The 25471-nt window shown below is 61.5% G+C and carries 21 protein-coding genes; 10 read left to right on the plus strand and 11 right to left on the minus strand.

What is annotated here, in order from left to right; translation table 11 throughout:
* Positions 1-91 precede the first annotated feature (91 nt).
* Positions 92-1045, minus strand: a complete 954-nt coding sequence (locus FW796_RS24205) for a DMT family transporter (protein ID WP_446440176.1) — start codon at positions 1043-1045, stop codon at positions 92-94.
* A 93-nt stretch (positions 1046-1138) separates the two neighbouring features.
* Here FW796_RS24205 and FW796_RS24210 point away from each other — a divergent pair, with 93 nt between their 5' ends.
* On the plus strand, positions 1139-2563 hold the full coding sequence (locus tag FW796_RS24210) for an aminotransferase-like domain-containing protein (RefSeq protein ID WP_404938820.1): 1425 nt from the start codon (positions 1139-1141) through the stop codon (positions 2561-2563).
* 74 nt (positions 2564-2637) lie between these two features.
* Here the strand turns inward: FW796_RS24210 and ppsR are convergent, their stop codons facing one another.
* Complete coding sequence (gene ppsR, locus FW796_RS24215; protein ID WP_102863851.1) at positions 2638-3456, minus strand: posphoenolpyruvate synthetase regulatory kinase/phosphorylase PpsR; 819 nt, start codon at positions 3454-3456, stop codon at positions 2638-2640.
* 174 nt (positions 3457-3630) lie between these two features.
* Between ppsR and ppsA the strand changes: the two genes are divergently transcribed.
* The 8 genes from ppsA (at position 3631) to FW796_RS24255 (ending at position 11764) form a co-directional block, all read left to right on the plus strand.
* Entirely contained in the window at positions 3631-6006 is a 2376-nt protein-coding gene (ppsA, locus tag FW796_RS24220; protein WP_346631846.1) for a phosphoenolpyruvate synthase, read from the plus strand.
* A gap of 102 nt (positions 6007-6108) precedes the next feature.
* On the plus strand, positions 6109-7098 hold the full coding sequence (locus FW796_RS24225; protein ID WP_346631845.1) for an alpha/beta fold hydrolase: 990 nt from the start codon (positions 6109-6111) through the stop codon (positions 7096-7098).
* A gap of 255 nt (positions 7099-7353) precedes the next feature.
* The gene (gene rraA / locus FW796_RS24230; protein WP_102863848.1) at positions 7354-7845 is read left to right on the plus strand and encodes a ribonuclease E activity regulator RraA; all 492 of its coding nucleotides are present in this window, start codon (positions 7354-7356) and stop codon (positions 7843-7845) included.
* 25 nt (positions 7846-7870) lie between these two features.
* On the plus strand, positions 7871-8866 hold the full coding sequence (locus FW796_RS24235; protein WP_346631844.1) for a zinc transporter ZntB: 996 nt from the start codon (positions 7871-7873) through the stop codon (positions 8864-8866).
* A 63-nt stretch (positions 8867-8929) separates the two neighbouring features.
* Complete coding sequence (locus FW796_RS24240) at positions 8930-9175, plus strand: hypothetical protein (RefSeq protein ID WP_011060193.1); 246 nt, start codon at positions 8930-8932, stop codon at positions 9173-9175.
* A gap of 2 nt (positions 9176-9177) precedes the next feature.
* The gene (locus FW796_RS24245; protein WP_016964357.1) at positions 9178-10002 is read left to right on the plus strand and encodes a mechanosensitive ion channel family protein; all 825 of its coding nucleotides are present in this window, start codon (positions 9178-9180) and stop codon (positions 10000-10002) included.
* A gap of 86 nt (positions 10003-10088) precedes the next feature.
* The gene (gene sigX, locus FW796_RS24250) at positions 10089-10679 is read left to right on the plus strand and encodes an RNA polymerase sigma factor SigX (RefSeq protein ID WP_011060195.1); all 591 of its coding nucleotides are present in this window, start codon (positions 10089-10091) and stop codon (positions 10677-10679) included.
* A gap of 107 nt (positions 10680-10786) precedes the next feature.
* Positions 10787-11764: an OmpA family protein gene (locus FW796_RS24255; protein WP_025128772.1), complete on the plus strand. Its 978-nt coding sequence runs from the start codon at positions 10787-10789 to the stop codon at positions 11762-11764.
* Positions 11765-11842: 78 nt separating this feature from the next.
* Here FW796_RS24255 and cobA read toward each other — a convergent pair whose 3' ends face one another.
* The 8 genes from cobA to FW796_RS24295 all read right to left on the minus strand — a co-directional run bounded on the left by cobA (position 11843) and on the right by FW796_RS24295 (position 23432).
* Entirely contained in the window at positions 11843-12583 is a 741-nt protein-coding gene (cobA, locus tag FW796_RS24260; protein WP_346631843.1) for a uroporphyrinogen-III C-methyltransferase, read from the minus strand.
* A 9-nt stretch (positions 12584-12592) separates the two neighbouring features.
* Positions 12593-15310 carry a nitrate reductase gene (locus tag FW796_RS24265; RefSeq protein ID WP_446440177.1) on the minus strand — a complete coding sequence of 906 codons (2718 nt, stop codon included), beginning with the start codon at positions 15308-15310 and terminating at the stop codon, positions 12593-12595.
* The gene (nirD, locus tag FW796_RS24270; protein ID WP_123725797.1) at positions 15310-15627 is read right to left on the minus strand and encodes a nitrite reductase small subunit NirD; all 318 of its coding nucleotides are present in this window, start codon (positions 15625-15627) and stop codon (positions 15310-15312) included. The genes FW796_RS24265 and nirD overlap by 1 nt, the downstream gene beginning before the upstream one ends.
* Positions 15624-18077, minus strand: coding sequence for a nitrite reductase large subunit NirB (gene nirB / locus FW796_RS24275; RefSeq protein ID WP_346631841.1), 2454 nt, complete (start codon positions 18075-18077; stop codon positions 15624-15626). The genes nirD and nirB overlap by 4 nt, the downstream gene beginning before the upstream one ends.
* Before the next feature lie 313 nt (positions 18078-18390).
* Complete coding sequence (locus tag FW796_RS24280) at positions 18391-20061, minus strand: protein kinase domain-containing protein (protein WP_446440178.1); 1671 nt, start codon at positions 20059-20061, stop codon at positions 18391-18393.
* Between the two features lie 7 nt (positions 20062-20068).
* A complete protein-coding gene (locus FW796_RS24285; RefSeq protein ID WP_446440179.1) occupies positions 20069-21280 on the minus strand; it encodes a nitrate/nitrite transporter in 1212 nt (403 codons plus the stop codon).
* Between the two features lie 349 nt (positions 21281-21629).
* Entirely contained in the window at positions 21630-22205 is a 576-nt protein-coding gene (locus FW796_RS24290) for an ANTAR domain-containing response regulator (protein WP_015634757.1), read from the minus strand.
* A 15-nt stretch (positions 22206-22220) separates the two neighbouring features.
* Entirely contained in the window at positions 22221-23432 is a 1212-nt protein-coding gene (locus tag FW796_RS24295) for a CmpA/NrtA family ABC transporter substrate-binding protein (protein WP_346631838.1), read from the minus strand.
* A 229-nt stretch (positions 23433-23661) separates the two neighbouring features.
* On the opposite strand from FW796_RS24295, the gene FW796_RS24300 reads away from it, so the two are divergent.
* Positions 23662-24684, plus strand: a complete 1023-nt coding sequence (locus tag FW796_RS24300) for a quinone-dependent dihydroorotate dehydrogenase (protein WP_346631837.1) — start codon at positions 23662-23664, stop codon at positions 24682-24684.
* Between the two features lie 131 nt (positions 24685-24815).
* Here FW796_RS24300 and rmf read toward each other — a convergent pair whose 3' ends face one another.
* Entirely contained in the window at positions 24816-25031 is a 216-nt protein-coding gene (gene rmf / locus FW796_RS24305; protein WP_016965693.1) for a ribosome modulation factor, read from the minus strand.
* Between the last annotated feature and the right edge of the window lie 440 nt (positions 25032-25471).

A 25471-nucleotide genomic window follows, 5' to 3' on the forward strand; every position in this document is an offset into this window, starting at 1 on the left:
TCGCGATGAACGTCAACGATGACATGGGTTTGCCGGGCGAACCTGGCGTTCCGAGAAGCTTCGCGAGCATGCTCGCTCCTACAGTGTCTCTTTAGCGTTGGGTGGGCTTTGTGGACAGCCATTTATCCAATGGCAATTTGGTGATGGCGAAGCCGCCGAGCAGGGTGGCGCAGTACAGCAGCAAGTCCCGGGACAGGCTCTGGCCTTCATACCAGGCGCCGATGATCACCGCGAACACCGGAAAGATGATGAAGACAAAGGACAGGATGACCGGGCTCAGGCGTTTGAGCAGGAAGAAATAGACGATGAACCCACCCACCGAAGCCGCCAGCCCCAGGTACAGCAGGGCGCCCCAGGAGCGTGGCGTGATGGCGGCAAAATCCGGGTGCTCGATCCAGAGTCCTGCCAGGCACAGCAGCAGGCCGGCGATGCCGATGGGCAGGGTGTTGTAGGTGATGACGCTGATGGCGCTGCCATGTTTCTTGGTGACCACGTAACACAAGGCATGCAGCAGCGCCGCGCCGAGTATGGCCAGTACGCCGCTGAGTCCTTGGTGATCGAGGTGCAGGCCCTGGCCGCGGATGATCTGGTACAGGCTGGCAAAGCCGATGGCGATGCCGAGCATCTGCGCCAGATGGATCTTTTCCCGCAGTAGAAGGGCGGAAAAAATCAGGATGAATACCGGCATGCAACTGAACAGCAATGCAGTGAGGCCGGAAGACACGTGCAACTCGCCGTAGTTGAGCAGGGTGTAGGGCAGGCTGAAGTAGCACAGGGTCACAAACAGCAGAAAGCCGCGGCTGCCCTTGGGAAACATCAAGGGTTCGCGCCGCAGCCAGGCAAAACAGGCGAACAGCGGGAAGGCGATCAGAAAGCGCAGTCCGGCAGCGGTCAAGGGGGGAGTGCTTTCTACGGCCATCTTGATCCCCAGCCAGGTGGTACCCCAGCTCAGGCAGACAATCAGGAACAGGCTGCAGGTCACCAGAACGGCGAGCCAGCGGCGCGAAGGCGCCTGAGTAATGGGTGCTGCCGTGGTTGTGCTCACACTGACATTCCTTTCGTGATCGGCAATTGACCCCTATATTTAGCGAGTCATTTCCGGTGATTGAACCTGTAAAGCACGTTATTGGGGTAAGTGATGGCTGTCAAAGTAAGTATTGACATGGTGTCAATGTTGCGTTCCGCGTTGCGAGATGGCTCGGGGCCCAAGTACAAGCGTCTGGCAGAGGCGCTGGAGCAAGGCATTGATCAAGGGCTGTTGGCGCCCGGCAGCAAACTGTCCCCCCATCGGCTGCTGGCCGACCAACTGGGCGTGACCATCGGCACCATCAGCCGTGCCTATGCTGAACTGGAGCGCCTGGGGCAGGTGGTGGCGCGGGTCGGCGATGGCACTTATGTGCGCCAGGACGGCTTGCAGCGTCAGCGCGACTCGGGATTCCGCACTGCCGGTGACGAATCGCCCACGCTGTTCGACATGAGTCGCAATACCCATATTCCCGGACCGGAGAGTCGTTTTATCGCCCAGAGCCTGCGGGCACTGGCGGAAGATCCCCACGGGCTGCTGGAGGTGGCTCGCTACAGTCCCGAGGCCGGGTTGCCCCGCTATCGTGAGGCCGGGGCGCGCTGGCTGACCCAGGAGGGGTTGCAGGTCGATCCCCGTCAGGTCATTTGTGTCAACGGGGCCCAGCACGGCCTGCATATCGCCCTGCTGGCGCTGCTCAAGGCCGGGGATACCCTGGCCACCGAGCACCTGACCTATCCTGGCCTGATCAGTACCGCGCGGATGTTGGGGATCAAGTTGCTGGGTTTGCCCATGGATGAGCAGGGGCTGCTGCCCGAGGCGTTGGAGGAAGCTTGCCGACATCACCGACTGGCAGCTCTGTATTGCACGCCGACCTTGCAGAACCCCAGCACTGCGGTGCAATCCCCGGCGCGACGGGGGGCCATTGCCGAGGTCTGTCGGCGGCATAATCTGTTGATTCTTGAAGACGAAACCCATGCCGTGCTGATGGATCGGCGCCCAGCGCCGTTGGCGCATTTTGCCCCGGAGCGCACGGTGCTGATCAGCAGCCTGAGCAAGGCCGTGGCGGCTGGGTTGCGGGTCGGCTTCGTGCATGGGCCGCAGCCTTTGGTGGGACGATTGGCCGCAGCATTGCGCGCGACCTGCTGGATGGCCACTCCGTTAGCCCTGGAGCTTGCTGCCGGGTGGATCGACGACGGCATTGCCGAGCGCCTGCGTCAGCAGCAAATGGCCGAGATCACTCGTCGCAAGGAGCTGGTGGCGGGTTTGCTGCAAGGGTTGGAGTGGCGCAGTCCGCAGGCGTGTCCGCATTTCTGGGTCCGGGTCCCCGAGCCTTGGCGGGCCTCGGAGATCGAAGTGCATCTGAAGCAGCAGCACTATCTGGTGGCCACGGCCGAGGCCTTTGCCGTAGGCCAGGCGGCGGTGCCGCAGTTCATTCGTGCCAGTGTCTGCAATACCACGGCCGATGATCGGAAACTGACCGAGGGCTTTGCTGCGCTGGCGACGGCGCTGAGTCAGGAACCCGGATTGCCGGGGTGGTGAGGCGCTGAAGGAGCAAGGGGAGGTGGCAAGGACGGGTCCTTGCCACCTCGGATCGGCTGAAGTGGCGTCGATGCTTACTTGAAGCGCCGTTCCACACCTTTTTCCACGAGGATCTTGGCCGAAATCTCTTCCACCGAGAAATGCGTGGAGTTGATGTGGGGAATGTTTTCGCGGCGGAACAGGTTTTCCACTTCTCGCACTTCGAACTCGCACTGGGCATAGCTGGAGTAGCGACTGTTGGGTTTGCGCTCGTTGCGGATCGCGGTGAGGCGGTCCGGGTCGATGGTCAGGCCAAACAGCTTGTGTTTATGGGCGCGCAGGGCGTTGGGCAGTTGCAGGCGCTCCATGTCTTCTTCGGTCAGCGGGTAGTTGGCCGCACGGATGCCGAATTGCATGGCCATGTACAGGCAGGTCGGGGTCTTGCCACAGCGGGACACGCCCACCAGGATCAGGTCGGCCTTGTCGTAGTAGTGGGTGCGGGCGCCGTCGTCGTTGTCCAGGGCGAAGTTCACCGCCTCGATCCGTTCCATGTAGTTGGAGTTGTGCCCAATGGAATGGGACTTGCCGACGGAGTAGGAAGAATGCTCGCTGAGCTCCTGTTCCAGGGGCGCGAGGAAGGTCGAGAAGATGTCGATCATGAAACCATTGGAGGTCGCGAGAATCTCACGAATGTCCTGATTGACGATGGTGTCGAAGATAATCGGTCGATAGCCGTCTTTTTCGGCGGCTATATTGATTTGTTGTACCATGGCCCGCGCTTTTTCCATGCTGTCGATATACGGCCGCGTGAATTTGCTGAAGGTAACGTTTTCGAACTGCGCCAACAGGCTCTGGCCGAGGGTTTCCGCTGTGATGCCGGTACCGTCGGAGATAAAGAAAGCAGATCGTTTCATTTGCGGCTTGGGCCTTAAGCTAGTGACGATTCTTGGATATGATAGGCGCGATTTGTCGGCCGGGAATGGCCCGCATTCTCACTTATTTTCCAGGTCCAGGCCATATAGCGGGCAAACGCTCCAAAGAGCAGCCGGCTTCTGAGCTTTTCCAACACAGTTAGTGGAGAGATCACCTTGGTAGAGTACGTAGTTTCCCTCGATAAGCTCGGCAAACACGATGTTGAGCATGTGGGGGGCAAGAACGCATCCCTGGGCGAGATGATCAGCAACCTCGCAGGTGCGGGCGTATCGGTCCCTGGTGGCTTCGCCACGACAGCTCAGGCTTACCGTGATTTTCTTGAGTTGAGTGGTCTGAACGACCAGATCCATGCGGCGCTCGATGCGCTGGATGTCGATGACGTGAATGCCCTGGCCAAGACCGGTGCGCAGATCCGTCAATGGATCATGGACGCCGAATTCCCCGAGCGCCTCAACACCGAGATCCGTACTGCCTTTGCTGCACTGTCGGCGGGCAATCCCGAAGTGGCCGTGGCTGTGCGCTCTTCGGCCACTGCCGAAGACTTGCCGGATGCGTCCTTCGCCGGCCAGCAGGAAACCTTCCTCAACATCCGTGGCGTGGAGAACGTGATTCGCGCTGCCAAGGAAGTGTTTGCCTCCCTGTTCAACGATCGCGCCATTTCCTACCGTGTACACCAGGGTTTCGACCACAAGCTGGTGGCCTTGTCTGCCGGTGTGCAGCGCATGGTCCGTTCGGAAACCGGCACTGCCGGCGTGATGTTCACCCTCGACACCGAGTCGGGCTTCCGTGATGTGGTGTTCATCACCGGCGCCTACGGCCTGGGTGAAACCGTGGTTCAGGGTGCGGTCAACCCGGACGAGTTCTACGTCCACAAGAACACCCTTGAAGCCGGTCGTCCGGCCATTCTGCGCCGCAACCTGGGCAGCAAGGCGATCAAGATGATCTACGGCGATGAAGCCAAGGCCGGCCGTTCGGTGAAGACCGTGGACGTGGACGCGGCCGATCGCGCACGTTTCTGCCTGACCGACGCGGAAGTCAGCGAGCTGGCCAAGCAGGCGATGATCATCGAGAAGCACTATCAGTGCCCGATGGACATCGAATGGGCCAAGGACGGCGACGACGGCAAGCTGTACATCGTCCAGGCACGTCCGGAAACCGTGAAGAGCCGCACCCAGGCCAATGTCATGGAGCGTTACCTGCTCAAGGAAACCGGCACCGTACTGGTGGAAGGCCGTGCCATCGGTCAGCGCATCGGCGCCGGCAAGGTGCGGATCATCAAGGACGTTTCCGAGATGGACAAGGTTCAGCCGGGTGACGTGCTGGTCTCCGACATGACCGACCCGGACTGGGAACCGGTGATGAAGCGCGCCAGCGCCATTGTCACCAACCGTGGCGGCCGTACCTGTCACGCCGCGATCATCGCTCGCGAGCTGGGTATTCCTGCAGTGGTCGGTTGTGGCAACGCCACCGAGCTGCTGAAGGATGGTCAGGGTGTGACCGTTTCCTGCGCCGAGGGTGACACCGGTTTCATCTTCGAAGGCGAACTGGGCTTCGACATCAAGAAGAACTCCGTGGATGCCATGCCGGAGCTGCCGTTCAAGATCATGATGAACGTCGGTAACCCGGATCGTGCCTTCGACTTCGCCCAGCTGCCCAATGCCGGCGTGGGCCTGGCCCGCCTGGAGTTCATCATCAATCGCATGATCGGCGTGCACCCCAAGGCGCTGCTGAACTACGCCGGGCTGCCGCAAGAGATCAAGGACAGCGTCGACAAGCGCATCGCCGGTTACCACGATCCGGTGGACTTCTATGTCGACAAGCTGGTCGAGGGCATCAGCACCCTGGCGGCAGCGTTCACGCCGAAGAAGGTCATCGTGCGTCTGTCGGACTTCAAGTCCAACGAATACGCGAACCTGATCGGCGGCAAGCTCTACGAGCCGGAAGAAGAAAACCCGATGCTGGGCTTCCGCGGTGCTTCGCGTTACATCAGCGAATCCTTCCGTGACTGCTTCGAGCTCGAATGCCGCGCGCTGAAACGCGTGCGCAACGAGATGGGCCTGACCAACGTCGAAATCATGGTGCCGTTCGTGCGTACCCTGGGCGAAGCCAGCCAAGTGGTGGATCTGCTGGCTGAAAACGGCCTCAAGCGCGGCGAAAACGGTCTGCGCGTGATCATGATGTGCGAACTGCCATCCAACGCCATCCTGGCGGATGAGTTCCTCGAGTACTTCGATGGTTTCTCCATCGGTTCCAACGACCTGACTCAGCTGACCCTGGGCCTGGACCGTGACTCGGGGATCATTGCTCACCTGTTCGACGAGCGTAATCCTGCGGTCAAGAAGCTGCTGGCCAATGCCATTGCCGCCTGTAACAAGGCCGGCAAGTACATCGGCATCTGCGGCCAGGGGCCTTCGGATCACCCGGACCTGGCCAAGTGGCTGATGGAGCAGGGCATTGAAAGCGTTTCGTTGAACCCGGATTCGGTGCTGGAAACCTGGTTCTTCCTGGCTGAAGGCCAGGGCGCGGCGTAATCGGTGAACGAAGAGCCGGTCGCTCGTGAGACTGGCCGGCTCTTGAAGATTCAAGCAGGGCGCGCTTCTTCTGGATGCCGCCCTTTTTTGTGCAAGAAGAATATGCAAAGCAGCAGCAACCTATTTCCCGTTGCCTTGATCAGTGCCGAGCGTCGAGGCGACCTCAGCGAAGATGTCTATCGCTTGAAACCCGGCAACAGTCCGGACAGCTCCGTGGAGCTGGCGGTGACCCGTCTGGGGCTGGCCGATGAGCCCGAAGCCCGGGGTGTGCCTGTGGTCCTGCTTCACGGCAGTTTTTCCAACCGGCGTTTCTGGTATTCGCCCAAGGGCATTGGCCTCGGGGCCTATCTGGCCCGAGCGGGCTTTGATGTGTGGATTCCCGAGATGCGCGGCCACGGTCTGTCGCGACGCAACGCCGATTACCGCAAGAATCGGGTGGCCGACTACGCCCGTTACGACCTGCCGGCGATTGCTGCCTTCGTTCGTGAGCAAAGTGCGCAAATACCCCACTGGATTGGCCATTCCCTGGGCGGTACCACCCTGGCGGCGGCTTTGGGCGGGCAGTATCTGGGGGATGCGGGGGTGGCTTCGGCGGCGTTTTTCGGCACACAGGTCAGTCGCACCTACTGGCCGCTGAAGATTCCTATGGTGGAGTGGGGTGGGCGCCTGGTGATCAAGCGCTTTGCTCAACTCTCCGGTTCCCGGCTCAAGCGCGGTCCGGAAGACGAGCCTATTGGCCTGGCGTTGGAAAGCATGCGCTGGCATGGCCTGTTCGGTCGTTTTGGTGATGCCGAGAAGGATTGGTGGGCGGGGCTCGCGGAGGTTTCAGTGCCGGCGCTGGCGGTCAGTGCAACTGGGGATCATCAGGACCCGACCTGGGCCTGTCGCAAGTTGTTCGATCAGTTGGCCAGCGAGCAGAAACAATTTGTCTGCCTGGGCCGTGAGCTAGGGTTCAGTAGCAATTTCGGTCATGTCGAGATGTTGGTGAGCAAACCGGCGCAGACTGAGGTCTGGCCGTTAGTGGAGCGCTGGCTCAGGGATCAGCAGACGCCGTTGCTGGTTTCAGCGTCCGAGCAGGTGGCTGTGGTCTGACGCGAAGGCTCTGACAAGGGCATTTCGCTCGATAGCGCTTGCGGCTAAGATATGACGAATTGTGCTGTTTTGGTCACATTCAGTTATTGAGTCGACTTTCCGTTCCAGTGGTGCGGCTGCAAAATACGCGACAGGCCGGTCAGCGCCTCAGGCACTGCGGGTTAAACATCTGCCGCCTGAGCTCGTATTTTCAAGGCAGCCCCTGGAATTTGCCGATACCTTCGATCGTGTTCTTTCTGCTACAGGAGTTTCTCGATGAACCATTACCTCACTCCCGACCTGTGCGACGCTTACCCGGACCTGGTCCAGGTGGTTGAGCCCATGTTCAGCAACTTTGGTGGTCGCGATTCCTTTGGCGGGGAAATCGTCACCATCAAGTGCTTCGAAGACAACTCGCTGGTCAAGGAGCAAGTGGAACTCAAGGGTCACGGCAAGGTGCTGGTGGTCGATGGCGGTGGTTCCCTGCGTCGCGCGTTGCTGGGCGACCTGCTGGCCGAGAAGGCGGCGAAGAATGGCTGGGAAGGTCTGGTGATCTACGGTTGTATCCGCGATGTGGATGTCATCGCACAGACTGACCTCGGTGTTCAGGCCCTGGCCAGTCACCCGATGAAGACCGACAAGCGTGGCATTGGTGATCTCAATGTAGCGGTGACCTTCGCCGGTGTGACTTTCCGTCCGGGCCAGTATGTCTACGCCGATAACAACGGCGTGATCGTATCGCCGAGCCCGCTGAAAATGCCTGAATAAGCAATTGGCCTGACAAGGGATGAGGATGTTCGAGGAAGAAAACGCGCAATGGGGGCTGGTGCATGCCCTGGTACTGGATGGTGAAGGCGGTGCGCGTTCGATTGCCCGGACTGAGCTTGACGCTCTGCAGCTGCAGGCCCATGAAAGCCTGTGGCTGCATTGGGATCGCAGTCATCCGCAAACCCAGACCTGGTTACGCCGCTCCAGTGGCTTGAGCGAATTCAGCTGTGATCTGCTGCTGGAGGAAAATACCCGGCCGCGCTTGCTGGCCTTGCCGGAGTCGGAACTGCTGCTGTTTCTGCGGGGCATCAATCTCAATCCGGGTGCCGAGCCTGAAGACATGGTCTCGGTGCGCATCTTTGCGTCTGCACAGCGGGTCATTTCCCTGCGTTTGCGGCCTTTGCGGGCCACCGATGAGCTGTTGTTGCAGCTGGCCGAGGGCAAGGGGCCGAAAACCGCCGCCGAACTCCTCCTCTATATGGCCGAGTACCTGACCCATAAAGTGCAGGATCTGGTCAGCGACCTGTCTGAAGTGGTCGATGCTGAAGAGGAAAAGCTAGATGCCGACGAACGGTATACCCCTGAGCATGGAAGCATTTTGCAGATCCGTCGCCGGGCTGCCGGGTTGAAGCGTTTTCTGGCGCCGCAGCGGGATATTTTCTCCCAACTGAGTCGAATAAAACTGCCCTGGTTCGCCGTCGATGATGGTGACTATTGGAACGAACTGCACAACAGCCTGACCCGTTACCTGGAAGAGCTGGAATTGACTCGAGAGCGCGTGGGGCTTGCGCTGGAGGCCGAAGACCGACGCTTGAGCGTACGCATGAATCGCACCATGTATCGCTTCGGAATCATCACCGGGATCTTCCTGCCCATGAGTTTTCTCACCGGTCTTCTGGGGATCAACGTTGGCGGCATTCCGTTCTCCGCCAGCCCTTACGGATTCATCATCGCCTGCCTGCTGCTGGTGTCGGTGGCCCTGGGACAATGGTGGTTGTTTCGCCGTTTGCGCTGGGTGTGATGATGCGTCATGTGACCCGAATAAATCTGATCGCGTCTTTTCCAGACATCACCAGAGGTGCGTATGCACGATCCGTTTGAACAGTCTTTGCGTGACATGCTCAAAGCTTCGCCATCGAGCCGCGATGACGATGCCTGCCTGGGCCGCGTACTGAAAACCGCCAACCGTCAGGTTGGGGCGGGGGATCTGTTCAGCCTGCTGGGCCGTTGGCTGCCGGCGCTGATGATCGCCTTGAATAACGGATCGGCCCATATCGCGCCGGTTTCCCGTCGTAAATCTTCTGCTCGCACTGCTGATAAGGCTGATTGAATATGGAACTTGATCTCTGGACGCAGAGCCTCGTCACGGCGATGACTGCCTTGTGGACCAAGGTGGCGAACTTCATTCCGAACCTGTTCGGCGCGCTGGTGGTGCTGTTGCTGGGCTTCGTGGTGGCCAAGCTGCTGGATACCCTGCTGTCGAAATTGCTGGCCAAGCTGGGCCTGGATCGCCTGATGGGCGGTACCGGTTTGACCAAATTGCTGTCCCGCGCTGGCTTGCAAGTACCGATCTCAACCTTGATCGGCAAGATCGTCTATTGGTTTGTTCTGCTTATTTTTCTGGTTTCTGCTGCTGAATCCCTTGGACTTGAGCGAGTTTCGGCTACGCTCGACATGCTTGCGCTGTATTTGCCGAAGGTTTTCGGTGCTGCGCTGGTGCTGTTGGTGGGGGTTCTGCTGGCGCAATTGGCCAACGGCCTGGTGCGCGGAGCCGCGGAAGGTGTAGGCCTCGATTACGCCAGTGGCCTGGGACGGATTGCCCAGGGGCTGGTCATCATCATCAGTATTTCCGTTGCGATCAGTCAGTTGGAGGTCAAAACCGACCTGCTCAACCATGTGATCGTGATCGTGTTGATTACCGTTGGTCTGGCCGTTGCGCTGGCCATGGGTTTGGGAAGCCGGGAAATTGCCGGACAGATTCTTGCGGGAATCTATGTGCGTGAGTTGTATCAGGTTGGGCAACAAGTACGTGTTGGTGAGGTCGAAGGCCAGATCGAAGAGATCGGCACGGTTAAAACTACATTGCTGACCGAGGAGGGTGAGCTAGTCTCTCTGTCCAATCGGATCCTGCTGGAGCAGCATGTAAGTAGCCGCTAACCCGGCAAACCCTGCTAATGTATGCCGCCGCAAAATGCCCCACCGGGCAGCGGCGGACATTGACCTGACTGTCGGCACGACTCGTTTTGAATAAAACCCAATCGCTATCCACGCGCTATGACCCCCGTGAGCTCTCTGATGAGGAGTTGGTTGCGCGCTCACATACGGAGCTGTTTCACGTAACACGCGCCTATGAAGAGTTGATGCGGCGCTATCAGAGGACCCTATTTAATGTTTGTGCACGTTATCTAGGGAACGATCGGGATGCGGATGATGTCTGTCAGGAAGTGATGTTGAAGGTGCTGTATGGCCTTAAGAACTTTGAGGGTAAATCGAAGTTCAAGACATGGCTATATAGCATCACGTACAACGAATGCATCACGCAGTATCGCAAGGAGCGGCGCAAGCGTCGGTTGATGGACGCTTTAAGTCTTGACCCCCTCGAGGAGGCCTCTGAAGAGAAGGCGCCGAAACCTGAGGAGAAGGGCGGACTTGACCGCTGGTTGGTGCATGTGAACCCGATTGATCGGGAGATTCTGGTGCTACGATTTGTCGCAGAGCTGGAGTTTCAGGAGATCGCGGACATCATGCATATGGGGTTGAGTGCTACAAAGATGCGTTACAAACGTGCTCTTGATAAATTGCGTGAGAAATTTGCAGGCATTGCTGAAACTTAGTTCGGCGCAAATATCTCTTACGTCTAGGTGAGTTCTGATAGACTTACCGCCGAGTTGTCCCCCGGTATGTGGGACTGCTTTACAATCACCAGATGGGGATTTAACGGATGAAACTGAAAAACACCTTGGGCATTGCCATTGGTTCTATTGTTGCCGTGACTTCGTTCGGCGTTCTGGCGCAAGGCCAAGGCGCGGTCGAGGGTGAACTGTTTTACAAAAAACAGTACAACGACAGCGTTAATCACGTTGAAGACGGCTTCAACCCAGGCGCATCGATCGGTTACTTCCTGACCGACGATCTGTCGTTGAACGCCACCTACGACAAGACCAACCACACCCGTTCTAACGACGGTACTGGTAACCAGAAAATCAAAGGCGACAACTTCGGCCTGAACGCTCAGTACCACTTTGGTACCGTGGGTGACGCTCTGCGTCCATACGTTTCCGGCGGTGTTGCTCACAAGAGCATGACCAACGTGATCGCTGACGGTCACAGCGGCCGCGACCAGTCGACTTTCCTGACTGCAGGCGCTGGTGTTAAGTACTACTTCACCGACAACCTGTTCGCCCGTGCCGGCGTTGAAGCTGACTACAAGCTGGACAACGGCAAGTGGGACTACGCTCCTACTATCGGTCTGGGTGTGAACTTCGGTGGCAGCGGCGGCAAAGTTGCTCCAGCTCCAGTAGCTCCAGCTCCGGCTCCTGAGCCAGCTCCAGAAGCTCCAGTTGCTGAAGTTGTTCGTGTTGAGCTGGACGTGAAGTTCGACTTCGACAAGTCGGTCGTTAAGCCTAACAGCTACGCTGACATCAAAAACCTGGCTGATTTCATGAATCAGTACCCACAGACCACCACCGTTGTTGAAGGTCACACTGACTCCGTCGGTCCTGACGCTTACAACCAGAAGCTGTCTGAGCGTCGTGCAAACGCCGTTAAACAAGTTCTGGTCAACCAGTACGGCGTTGGCGCTAACCGCGTTCAATCCGTTGGTTACGGTGAGTCCCGCCCAGTTGCCGACAACGCAACTGAAGCTGGTCGCGCAGTTAACCGTCGCGTAGAAGCCTCGGTTGAAGCTCAAGCTAAGTAATTAGCCTTGTAGCTTGGAAAAACCCGGCCTAGGCCGGGTTTTTCTTTGTCTGCGATTTACCTGGCCCAGAGGTGCGACTCAGGCTTGTCGCGCGCAGGCTTGGATGGCGGACTCAGTGGCCGCCACTGCACCGATCACCAGGATCGCCGGGCTCTTCAACTCGAAGCGCAGGGCATCGCGCTCCATTCCCGTCAGATCGCTGCGGCATTCCCGCTGTTCAGGCAGCGAGGCATTTTCAATCATCGCCACCGGCGTATCGGCTGCCAGACCACCGTCACGCAGGTGTTTGGCAATCTCCGCCAGCTTCGCCACCCCCATGTAGATCACCAGGGTCGTACCGCTTTGAGCCAGAGCCTGCCAGTTCAGGCTGCTGTCATCCTGAGTGTGGGCGGTCACCAGGGTCACGCCCCGAGCCACACCACGCAGGGTCAAGGGAATATCACAACGGGTTGCACCCGCCAGTCCGGCAGTGATGCCGTTGACCAACTCCACCTCGATTCCACGTTCCTTCAGCCACTGGGCTTCCTCGCCACCACGCCCGAAAATGCATGGATCGCCACCCTTGAGGCGCACCACGCAGCGCCCTTGACGGGCATAGCGCAGCATCAGGCGATGAATGAAGGCCTGGGGCGTGGAGCGACAGCCACCGCGCTTGCCCACCGGGATGACCCGCGCCGTGGGGCAATGCTCCAGCACCGCGCTGTTCACCAGATCGTCGATCAACACCACATCGGCTTCGCCGAGGGCGCGTACGGCCTTGAGGGTCAACAGCTCGGGGTCTCCAGGCCCTGCTCCTACCAGCCAGACTTTTGCGCTCATACGTTTTCCTCACACAGGGACGGCGACAGGTTGCACCGGAGCCGCCAGCAGGCGCTTGATCTCCGGCACGCAGGAGCCACATTGGCTACCGCAACCCAGTTGTTGTTTCAGTTGGTCGAGGTTCAGGCCTTCAGCGATACCGGCACGAACCGCCCGGTAGCTGACGTTCTTGCAGTTGCACAGGGTGCGCTCCCGTTCCCCGCCCAGGCCACTGGCCCCCGGCGGACTGCTCATCGGCGCCAGCAACCAGCGTCGTAGTTGCTCATCGGCGCGCCCTTCGAGCCACAGTTCTTGCAGCCAGTGCTGGGCCAGGGTTTCCCCGGCCAGGCGAATCGCGGTGATCCGCCCTTGTTCGATGCGCACCCGTTTGCCGATGGCCCGACGCGGATCGTCATAGGCCAGCACCGGCCCGGTTTCCAGCCCCAACTGCTGATCGATGAGCTTGAGCAACGCCGACTGCGGCGCCGCCTGGTGAGCGGCCCGAATCACCAGGGCCGGACGTTCGCGACCGGTCAGGCTGAGGCTGACATAGGCAAAGGCTTCGCACAGGGGGCGCAGCGCCCTGAAGTGCGCCTGCACGTCGCCCTCGATCAGGGCAAACAATTGCCAAGGCAACTGCACCGGCTCCAGGCGCACACCGCTGTGTTTGAGTTCCGGCTGTTTGGACAGAGGATCGAAGGCCGGCTGGGTGACGGCATTGACCCCGCCCTTGAGGAAGCGATCGCCCCAGTGCATCGGCAGAAAGGCCTGGCCGGGGCGCACGCTGTCATCACTGCTGACGGCGACGATCACGCTGCCACGGCGGCTTTTCAGGTTGACCAGATCACCCTCCCGTAGCCGCTGGCGCCGCAGTTCGTCCGGATGCAGGCTCAGCAGCGCTTCGCTGACATGGCCGAACAGCTGCGCCGCGGTACCGGTGCGGCTCATGCCGTGCCATTGGTCTCGCAGCCGACCGGTGATCAGGGTCAGGGGAAAGCGTGCATCCCGTTGTTCCTTGGCGGCCAGGTAAGGATCACTGACAAAGTGCGCACGGCCAGTGGCGGTGGGAAAACGCCCATCCCCATACAAGCGCGGCGTGCCCTGTGTCGCGCCGCTGGGGAAGGGCCATTGCTGCGGGCCGAGACGGTCGATCAACTCGTGACTGAGGCCGGACAGGTCCAGATCGCGGCCCCGGGTCAGGCCTTTGTACTCATCGAATAGCTGGACGGGGGAATCGAAGCCAAACAGGCTCGGCTGCCCGGGACGCAGGCGTTGCTCCAGGCGCTGAGCGAAATCCACGGTAATGGCCCAATCAGGTCGTGCCTCGCCGGGCGCGATCACGGCCTGGCGCACATGAGAAACCCGCCGTTCCGAGTTGGTCACCGTGCCTTCCTTTTCGCCCCAACTGGCGGCAGGTAACAGCAGGTCGGCGAAGGCCGCGGTTTCCGTGGTGGCGAAGGCTTCTTGCAGGACCACGAAAGGGCAGTGCTGCAGTGCTGCGCGCACAGCGTTCTGGTCCGGCAGGGACTGCGCCGGGTTGGTACAGGCGATCCACAAGGCCTTGATGCGACCGTTTTGCAGCTGTTCAAACAACTCGATAGCGGTCAGTCCGGGGCTGGCGGGCAACTGTTCCACCCCCCAATAAGCGGCGACCTCAGCACGATGTTGAGGGTCGGCGGCTTCCCGGTGCCCGGGGAGCAGGTTGCTCAGGCTGCCGGTTTCGCGCCCGCCCATGGCATTGGGCTGACCGGTGAGGGAGAAGGGGCCCGCACCCACTCGGCCGATTTGCCCGGTGGCCAGGTGCAGATTGATCAGCGCACTGTTTTTTGCGCTGCCGGCGCTGGACTGATTCAAGCCCATGCACCACAGCGACAGGAAACTGGGCGCCGTGCCTATCCATTGGGCGCACTGCTGCAGTTGCTCGAGGCTGATACCACAGAGTTGCGCCACCATCGCCGGGGTGTAGTCGCGGACCAGGGTTTTCAGCTCGGCCAGGCCCTCGGTGTGTTCACGGATGAAATCCCGATCGACCCAGTCCTCCCACAGCAACAGGTGGAGAATCCCGTGGAACAGTGCGACATCGGTGCCGGGGAGTATCGCCAGGTGCAGGTCGGCCAGATCGCAGGTATCGGTACGGCGCGGGTCGATGACGATGACTTTCATGTCCGGACGCTGGCTTTTCGCCTGTTCCAGGCGCCGAAACAGCACCGGATGGGCATAGGCCATGTTGCTGCCGACGATCACCACGCAATCGCTCTGCTCCAGGTCCTCATAACTGCAAGGTGGCGCATCGGCCCCCAGGCTGCGTTTGTAGCCCACCACCGCCGAGGACATGCACAGTCGGGAGTTGCTGTCGATATTGTTGGTGCCTACCAGGGCCCGGGCCAGTTTGTTGAAGGCGTAGTAGTCCTCGGTCAGCAATTGCCCGGAGACATAGAAGGCCACGCTGTCCGGGCCGTGTTCGGTGATGGTCTGGGCGAACACCCCGGCGGCATGCTCCAGGGCGCTGTCCCAGTCGCAGCGGCTGCGAGCCAGATCCTTGCCCAGGCGCAGTTCCGGGTGCAGGGCGCGGGCGTCGCGATCGCCGGTCAAATGCAGGCTGGCACCCTTGCTGCACAGCTTGCCGAAGTTGGCCGGGTGCGCCGGATCGCCGCTAACCCCGAGGATCTGCCGGCCGTCATGCTCGATCAGCACACCGCAGCCGACCCCGCAGTAGCAACAGGTCGAGGCCGTGCTCTGGGGCTTCATCAGCCAGCATCCCGCAGGGCCAACTGCACCCGGCCACTTTCCACCCGCGCCGGATGGTGATGGGCGCAGCCGGTGTCCGGGGCCTGGGCTTCGCCGGATTCCAGGTCGATCTGCCAGTTGTGTAGTGGGCAGGCCACGCGCTTGCCGTAGATCAATCCCTGGGACAGGGGGCCGCCCTTGTGCGGGCAGCGATCGTCGAGAGCGAAGACTTGATCATCGCTGGTACGAAAAATCGCGATATCGCCTTTGGGGCCCTTGATGATGCGCGAGCCCAGGGCATTGATCTCTTCCAGGGCGCAGATATCCAGCCAGTTCATGCCGGCACCTCCAGTTGTTTTACGGGGATCGACTCGTACTCTTTTTTCAGCTGCGGCTCGGCCAGACGCTGTTGCCATGGGTCCTGCTCGAAGGACAGGGAGAACTGCAAGCGTTCGTTCAGCGCCTTGCGCCGTTCGGGGTCTTCCAGCACGGCCTTTTTCACGTGCTCCATGCCGACCCGTTGCAGGTAGTGCACGGTGCGTTCGAGGTAGAAGGCTTCTTCGCGGTACAGCTGGAGGAAGGCGCCGTTGTACTCGCGCACCTCTTCGGCGGTCTTGAGCTTGACGAAAAACTCCGCCACCTCGGTCTTGATCCCGCCGTTGCCGCCTATGTACATCTCCCAGCCGGAATCGACGCCGATGATGCCCACGTCCTTGATCCCGGCTTCCGAGCAGTTGCGCGGGCAACCGGAGACCGCCAGCTTGACCTTGTGCGGTGACCACATGTTGAACAGGTCGTGTTCCAGCTCGATCCCCAGCTGGGTGGAGTTCTGCGTCCCGAAGCGGCAGAACTCGCTGCCGACGCAGGTCTTCACGGTGCGGATGGATTTGCCGTAGGCGTGGCCAGACGGCATGTCCAGGTCTTTCCAGACTCCGGGCAAGTCTTCCTTGCGGATGCCCAGCAGGTCGATGCGCTGGCCGCCGGTGACCTTGACCATGGGCACCTGGTACTTGTCGGCGACATCGGCGATGCGTCGCAGCTCGGACGGATTGGTCACGCCCCCCCACATCCTGGGGACCACCGAATAGGTGCCGTCTTTCTGGATGTTGGCGTGGGCCCGCTCGTTGATCAGCCGCGATTGCGGATCGTCCCGGGCTTCCCCCGGCCAGGTGGAGATCAGGTAGTAGTTCAGCGCCGGACGGCAAGTGGCACAACCGTTGGGGGTGCGCCAGTTGAGGTAGCTCATGGTGCCGGCGATGGTCAGCAGATGCTGGTCGCGAATTGCCTGGCGGATCTGCCCGTGGTTCAGGTCGCTGCAGGCGCAGATGGCTTTTTCGCTTTTCGGCTTGACGTCCGCCGCGCCGCCCACGGTGTTGATCAGTATCTGCTCCACCAGCCCGGCACAGGAGCCGCAGGAACTGGCGGCCTTGGTGTGCTTCTTGACCTCGTCGACGCTGAACAGCCCCTGTTCCTGAATGGCCTTGACGATGGTGCCCTTGCACACCCCATTGCAACCGCAGACCTCGGCGGTGTCGGCCATGCTCATGGCCTTGTCCTGGCCCTGATGGCCGACGTCGCCCAACGCGTTCTCACCGAACATCAGGTGGTCGCGGATCTCGCCGATGGCCTGCTGCTCGCGGATTTGCCGGAAGTACCAGCCGCCATCCGCGGTGTCGCCATACAGGCAGGCGCCGACCAGCACGTCGTCCTTGATCACCAGCTTTTTGTAGACCCCGCCAATGGGGTCGGCGAGGGTGATGGTTTCGGTGCCGTCGCCACCCATGAAATCCCCGGCGGAAAACAGATCGATGCCAGTGACCTTCAACTTGGTGGAAGTCACCGAGCCCTGGTAGCGGGCGAAACCCAGTTGGGCCAGGTGGTTGGCGCAGACCTTGGCCTGTTCGAACAACGGCGCCACCAGCCCGTAGGCGATACCGCGGTGGCTGGCGCACTCGCCGATGGCGTAGATGCGCGGGTCAAAGGTTTGCAGGGTGTCGTTGACCAGTATTCCGCGGTTGCAGGGCAGGCCGGCCCGTTCCGCCAGCTCGGTGTTGGGGCGGATGCCGGCGGCCATCACCACCAGATCGGCGGGGATGATCTCGCCATTCTTGAACTGCACCGACCCGACCCGACCATTGCCGGCATCGATCAGGGCCTGGGTCTGTTCGCACAGGCGGAACTTCAGGCCGCGGTTTTCCAGGGCGCTTTGCAGCAACTGGCCGCTGGTCTGGTCCAGTTGTCGTTCCAGCAGCCATTCGCCGATATGCACCACGGTCACGTCCATGCCGCGCAGCTTGAGGCCGTTGGCGGCTTCCAGGCCCAGCAGGCCGCCGCCGATCACCACCGCATGCTTGTGAGTCCTGGCCGTGTCGATCATCGCCTGGGTGTCGGCAATGTCGCGATAGCCGATTACCCCCTGCAGGTCCTTACCGGGAATCGGCAGGATAAAGGGCGTGGAGCCGGTGGCGATCAGCAGACGGTCATACTCGGCTTCGCTGCCGTCCTCGGCGATTACCCGGCGCTTGATCCGGTCGATCTCTACCACCTTGCGGTTGAGCAGCAGCTTGATGTTGTGGTCCAGGTACCAGTCCAGGTCGTTGAGGACGATGTCCTCGAAAGTCTGTTCACCGGCCAGCACTGGCGATAGCAAGATGCGGTTGTAGTTGGTGTGGGGTTCGGCGCCGAAGACCGTGATGTCGTACAGCTCATCGCTCAGCTTGAGCAGCTCTTCCAGGGTACGTACCCCGGCCATGCCGTTGCCGATCATCACCAGTTTGAGTCTTTTCATGGGCTTCTCCGGAGCTCAGGCAGGGTCAGTGAGGCCTGGCTCGACAAAATGCGCGCAAACAAAAAAGGCGTCCCGTCAGTGGCCTGACGAGGACGCCTTTGTCCGATCCCGTTCTCTCGGGAAGCCTGCCTTCGTCGTTGAAGGCCGGGCTTTATGTCTGTTGCCTGATCTAATGCAGCGCTTGTGCCAAGTTGCCGAGGGCGCGGTTTTACCGGGCTCAGGCACAGATTTCGTCCTGGCCGATGTTGAGCGCTGCACCGAATCGAGGCGCCACGCCCACTTTCGGTACTGCTAGGCGCTGCCGCAGTGGCAGTCAGCGATGCAGCAACAGCAATACCAGCAGCAGATTGAGCAGCAGGGCGGCCAGGGCGATGCCGCGCCAGACCTTCAGCGGTTCGCGTTCCAGCAAGGGCCGGGGTCGGCTGTTCAGGCTGCGGCGTTCGCCCTGTTCCAGTGCCAGCAGCCATTCTTCGGCGGTTTCATAGCGCTGTGCCGGGGTGCTGGCCACTGCGCGCTCCAGGCTCTGCTCCAGCCATTCCGGCAGGTCCGGGCGATAGCGGCTGGGGCTGGTCGGCACGCCGAAGCGCGGACGCTGGAAGGCTTCGATCTCACCATGGGGGTAGTGCCCGGTCAGCAGGAAGTACAGGCTCACGCCCACTGCGTAGAGGTCTTGCTGTGGGCTGGGCGGTTCGCCATTGAACGCTTCCGGGGCGATGAAACTCGGGGTGCCGGGCAGCAAATGCGCCGGGTCGGCCGACAGGCCCGGGCAGTAGGCCAGGCCGAAATCCAGCACCCGCAGTTCGCCATCGTCCCCCAACAGCAGGTTTTCCGGCTTGATGTCCCGGTGCAGAATCTGCCGCCGATGGAGCAGGCCCACGGCCCGCAACAGGCGCTCGGCTAGGGACTGCCACTGAGCCAGGGGCAGGGGGCCGTGTTGTTGGAACAGTTGTGCCAGGGTCTGGCCGGGGTATTCGCGCATCAGGAAATACAGGTGCTGGCGCGAAGGGCTGCCATGTACCTGGGGAAAGTGGCGGCCGGCGATCCGCCGCAGCAGCCATTCTTCGGACAGCAGCGCCTGGCAGGCGCCGGGATCGTCATGCAGGGCTTCGGGCAGGGTTTTCAGCAGCCAGGCTTGGTGCTGCTCGTCACGTACTCGGTACAGCAGGGATTGCTGGCTCTGGTTGATCAGCGCCTCGACCTGCCAGCCCTCAAAGCGCTGCCCGGGTTTCAGCGCCGGCGGCAAGGGCCATTGCCGCAGGTGCAGCAGGGCATCGCCGAGGCTGCTTTCGCCGAGCTCGTCGACCCGCACCAGCAGCGCGCTGGCGTTGTCCTGGCTACCGGCCAGGTGCGCGGCGTTGACCAGGGTCTGTGTCGCACTGTCCAGGTCGGGCTGGTCCCGCAGAATGGCGGCGATGGCGCTGTCGCCCAGGGTGGCCCAGACCCCGTCGCTGAGCATCAGAAAGCTTTCCCCCTGGCGCAGTTCGCCATCGAGGAAGTCCAGCACCAGATGCTGGTCCAGGCCCAGGGCACGCTTGAGCACATGCTGCATACCCGGCTGATCCCAGACGTGGTCCTCGCTGATGCGTTGCAACTGCTGCTGGTGCCAGCGGTAGACCCGGCAGTCGCCAACATGGGCCAGGGTAAAGCGTTGGCCCCGCAGCACCAGGGCGCTGAGGGTGGTGAGCAGGGGCTGACCGCCGCCGTTGGCCTGGAGCCAGCGGTTCTGAGCGGTCAGCAGGCGTTCCAGGGCCTCGGCCACGGCCCAGGTTTCCGGGGTGGCGTAGTAATCCAGGGCCAGGGCCTGCAGGCTCGAACGCGCTGCCAGGCCGCCGTCGGCGCACTGACTGACGCCATCGGCGATGGCGAACAGCTGGCCTTTGCTCGCCGCCAGATCCGGCGCCGGGGTGACCCGGCGCAAGGCGTCCTGATTCTCCGCCCGCGGTCCGGTGGCGCTGGCCTCGGCGTGGCTCAGTTGCAGGCCCATGGCGCGCTCAGACTCGCGCCGCAGTCACGGCGGCGGAGCCCCAGGTGGTTCTCCAGCGGCGCTTGACCCCGTGCAGGCCAAACCAGGCCAGGACCCCGAGACTGGCGAACAGCCACAGCGCCAGTTGATAGCTGCCGGTGCTTTGCTTGATCGCGCCCATGCCGGCGGCCAAGGCAAAGCCGCCGATGCCGCCGGCCATGCCGATCAGCCCGGTCATGACCCCGATTTCCCGGCGAAAACGTTGCGGTACCAGTTGGAACACCGCGCCGTTGCCAGCGCCGAGGCCCAGCATGGTGCAGACGAACAGGGCCAGGGCAGCGTAGGAACTGGGCAGGTTGAAACCCACGGCGGCGATGCAGATCACCGCCACGCCGTACATCGCCAGCAAGGTGCGGATACCGCCGAAACGGTCGGCCATGGCGCCGCCCAGAGGGCGCATCAGGCTACCGCCGAAGACACAGGCGGCGGTGTAGTAGCCGGCGGTGACGGGGCTCAAGCCATACTGGTCATTGAAGTAACCGGGCAGGGCGCTGGCCAGGCCGATGAAACCGCCGAAGGTCACGCTGTAGAAGAACATGAACCACCAGCTGTCGCGGTCCCCCAGGGCCTTGAAGTAGTCGCCCATGGATTTGGCTCGCGGCCGCTCGGGGGCGTTCTTCGCCAGCCAGGCGAACAGCACCAGTGTCAGGATCAGCGGGATCAGGGCGAAGCCGAAGACATTGCTCCAACCGAAAGCCGCCGCCAGCACCGGAGCGATCAGTGCGGCGAACACGGTGCCGGAGTTGCCGGCACCGGCGATGCCCATGGCCTTGCCCTGGTGTTGTGGCGGATACCACTGCGACGCCAGGGGCAGGGCTACGGCGAAGGAGGCGCCGGCCATGCCGAGGAATACCCCCAGTAGCAGCGCTTGCTCATAGCTGTGGATGCCCAGCTTCCAGGCGCCGAACAAGGCGCCGATGACGATGACCTGGCCGATCAGGCCAGCGGTCTTGGGCGACAGACGATCGGCCAGCAGGCCCATGATGAAGCGCAGTACCGCGCCGGCAAGGATCGGCGTGGCCACCATCAGCCCGCGTTGCTGGGTGCTCAGGTGCAGGTCGGCGGCGATCTGCACCGCCAGGGGCCCCAGCAGGTACCAGACCATGAAGCTCAGGTCGAAATACAGAAAGGCCGCGAACAGGGTCGGGGTGTGGCCGGATTTCCAGAAGCTTGAATTCATCGCGCACCTCAGCTGATAAGAATCGTTGGAGTCGTCATGAGCTTGCAGGTGGAGCGCCGCCACGGCCGCGCCACCGACCCCGGTCAATGGGGCCAAAACGAAAAAACGTCGGCACCCGGCTCGTTGAGGGCGAGCAGGGTGCGCGACGTCTTTGTCGTAGGTGGGGCAACCGCCGTTGGTTACCGTTGTGGATCTGATAGCAAGAGCCGCGCCAACCCCGGTCGACACCGGCGGCAGGAACTGGCTCAGGAGCTGGCTGTGGAGCTGGCTTGCCAGCGAAGACGTCCTCAAGACTGGCCCAAGGTTCATACGCCTGTTCGCCGGCAAGCCGGCTCCTACGGGGCGGGGGTCAGCCCAGCAGTTCCTGCATGGCGATGATCTGTTCCGCGACCTGGATCAGCTTCTGTTGTTTGCTCATGGCCTGGCGGCGCATCAGGGTGTAGGCCTGTTCTTCGTCGCAGTCTTTCATCTTCATCAACAGGCCCTTGGCCAGCTCGATGCGCTTGCGTTCGGCCAGTTGCTGGTCCCGGGCCTGGAGTTGCGCGCGCAGGGCCTGGTCGCTTTCAAAACGTGCCATGGCCACGTCGAGAATCGGTTGCAGGCGCTGGACCTGGATGCCCTCGACGATGTAGGCGCTGACCCCGGACTTGATCGCCTGGCGCATCACCCCCGGATCGTGTTCATCGGTGAACATCACGATGGGTCGTGGTTGATCGCGGCTGACCAGCACCACTTGCTCCATGACATCGCGGCTGGGTGACTCGGTATCGATCAGGATCACGTCCGGACGCACCGTTTCGACGCGGCCCGGCAGGTCGATGGTCAGGCCGGATTCGTCAATCACCTCGAAACCGGCTTCGCTGAGGGCGGCCTTGAGCCTTCCGACTTTTTTCGCGGTGTCGTTGATCAGCAGGATACGCAGCATGTTCGCGGGCTCCGGTCAGCGCTGGGCAACAAGGGGAGGGGTGTCGTTCAGCGCATGCAGGCGGAAGCTGCGGGCATAGGCGGCAGGCTGAGAACCGTCCCACACCTTGCCATCGATCAACTGGCTGCTGCGCATGTCCTGGCCCCAGGCGGCGATGCCCAGCGCGGTGGCGGCTTCGCGGTACAGCTCAAGCTGCTGCACCTGGCGAGCGACGCCCAGGTAATCCGGGTCCTCACGCAGCAGGCCCCAGCGCCGGAACTGGGTCATGAACCACATGCCGTCGGACAGGTAGGGCAGGTTGACGGCGCCATGGTGGTGAAAGCGCAGGGCGTGGGGGTCCTGCCAGCGATTGCCCAGGCCGTCGGCGTAATCCCCCAGCAGCCGCGGCTCGATGCAGTCCAGCGGTGCATTCAGGTAATCGGCGGCGCTCAGCAACTGGGCAGTGCTGCGGCGGTTTTCCGGGCTTTGCTCGATAAAGCGGCTGGCTTCGAGAATCGCCATCACCAGGACCCGGGCGGTGTTGGGGTATTGCTCGACGAAGGCACGGGTGCAGCCAAGGACTTTTTCCGGGTGATCCGGCCAAATCGCCTGGCTGGTGGCCAGGGTGAAGCCCTGATCCTGCTGCACTGCACTGGCGCTCCAGGGTTCGCCGACGCAGAACCCGTCGATGCGCCCGGCCTGCAGATGAGCCACCATCTGCGGCGGCGGCACCACCACGCTGTCGACATCCTGCAGCGGGTGGATACCCTGGCTGGCCAGCCAGTAGTACAGCCACATGGCGTGGGTACCGGTGGGGAAGGTCTGGGCGAAGGTCAGTCGTGCCCGGCTTTGGTGCACATGGCGGTCCAATGCATCAGGGCTGGTCACCTTGAGGGCCTGCAGTTCCCGGGACAGGTTGATGCTCTGGCCGTTCTGGTTCAGGCCCATGAGCACGGCCATGTCGCAGGCATGGGTCCCGCCGATGCCCAGGTGCACGGCGTAGATCAGGCCGTACAGACTGTGGGCTGCGTCCAGTTCGCCGCTCACCAGCTTGTCCCGCAGCCCGGCCCAGGAGCTCTGGCGCTTGAGGTTCAGGGTCAGCCCGTAGGGCTGGGCAAAGCCCTGGGTGGCGGCGACCACCACTGAAGCGCAATCGGTCAGGGCCATGAAGCCCAGGTTGATGGCGGACTTTTCCGGGGCGTCGCTGCCGTTGACCCAGGCCAGCGCGGAGTTGGGGTGTTCAGTCATGGCTTGGCACCTTGCATAAAAAAGCGTCGTACCCACTGGTCAGGCAAAGCCCGTGCGGGTGACGACGCCGTTGTCCTTGAACCTGGACCGCCATTGGCGCAGGTCTGATGAAGCAAGTGGGTGCAAGGCATATGCCATTGCCGGGGATTTCATTCTGCGCCTCGCCTGCAAGCCCCAGGCGCGGCTATAATCGGCGCCTTATTCGCCGCCAACCGAGTTCATCCCGCCCATGTATACCCTGGCCCGCCAGCTGTTGTTCAAACTCTCCCCGGAAACCTCCCACGATCTGTCCCTGGACCTGATCGGTGCGGGCGGGCGTTTGGGCCTTAACGGTCTGTTGTGCAAGGCGCCGGCGCAGTTGCCGGTGCAGGTCATGGGCCTGGAGTTTCCGAATCCGGTGGGTCTGGCTGCCGGTCTGGACAAGAACGGCGCCGCCATCGACGGCTTCGCTCAACTGGGCTTTGGCTTCGTCGAAATCGGCACCGTCACCCCGCGTCCGCAGCCGGGCAACCCCAAGCCGCGGATCTTCCGTCTGCCTCAGGCCGAAGCCATCATCAACCGCATGGGCTTCAACAATCTTGGGGTCGATAATCTGCTGGCGCGGGTCGCTGCCTCCCAATACAAGGGCGTGCTGGGGATCAATATCGGCAAGAACTTCGACACGCCGGTAGAGCGAGCGGTGGATGACTACCTGATCTGCCTGGACAAGGTCTATGCCCATGCCAGCTATGTCACGGTCAATGTCAGCTCGCCCAACACCCCGGGCTTGCGCAGCCTGCAGTTCGGCGAGTCCCTCAAGCAGCTGCTGGCGGCTTTGAGCCAGCGCCAGCAGGAATTGGCCGCAATCCACGGCAAGCGTGTGCCGCTGGCCATCAAGATTGCCCCGGACATGAGCGACGAGGAAACCTTGGAAGTGGCCCGCGCCCTGCTGGAAACCGGCATGGACGCAGTGATCGCCACCAACACTACCCTGAGCCGTGAAGGCGTCGAAGGCATGGAGTATGGCGACGAGGCGGGCGGTCTATCCGGCGCGCCGGTGCGAGACAAGAGCACCCATACGGTCAAGGTACTGGCGACTGAGCTGGCCGGCCGTTTACCGATCATTGCCGTGGGCGGCATCACTGAAGGCAAGCACGCGGCTGAGAAGATCGCCGCGGGCGCCAGCCTGGTGCAGCTGTATTCGGGCTTCATCTATAAGGGGCCGGCGTTGATTCGCGAGTCGGTGGATGCTATCGCGGCCATGGGCCGATAAGAACGGGCGCAAGCGCGGGCATAAAAAAGGGCTCCTCGAAGGAGCCCCTGGGCCGAAGCCCGCCGCCCGGATGGGGCGTGCGTGGTTAAGTCGTCATCTATTCAAGTTTTAGGTGTCGGAATGTGCCCTGATCAGCCGACAGCGCGAAGTTCGTTGAGTCTGTGGATGCCCGCAGTGCCTGTCATACCGTCCCAGTTGTCGCCGCGTCCTTCTCGCCAGCCGTTAATCCAGGCTTGGCGTACCGACGGTAGAGTAAATGGGCAAAGCTCACGGGACTTGCCATTAACGCCATACTGATATCCGCGTAAAAATGCTCTTTCCAACGGATCACGCTTTAGTCTTCTCATAGGGTGTTTCCCTCACTTGTTGACTGTCTTATGTCCCGTCGACCTTCTTCTGAGGTCGGGCAGATTGTCTCTGCCGTTGGTGCTCGCTGCCGGCGTCGCGAGCCTTGATGTTGACGCCATTGCGGCGCCAACCTGTGTTGAGTTCTAACCAATAGGTCACAGCAAGTGAATGATCGTTTTGTCATAAGGACGTAACGAAAATGCTGTCCAGGCCATAAGCCGGGGCGGGTTTTTTAGCCTGTTTGTCAGGCAAAGCCCGCTGTGATCAGCCTCTCACTAGATGATGAGGTTAATGCTTTAGTGAGAATGTCGAACGGTTGCACTCAACTACTATTCGACGAAGGGTCGACTTATGTCATTTTGTTGCCCTGACTTTTTATCTGTCCCGGCCTCTAAGCTCTTTTGCCTTGCAAGAAAGCCTGCCTGCCGGGGTGGGACGG

The sequence above is a fragment of the Pseudomonas sp. 910_21 genome, from assembly GCF_052850735.1.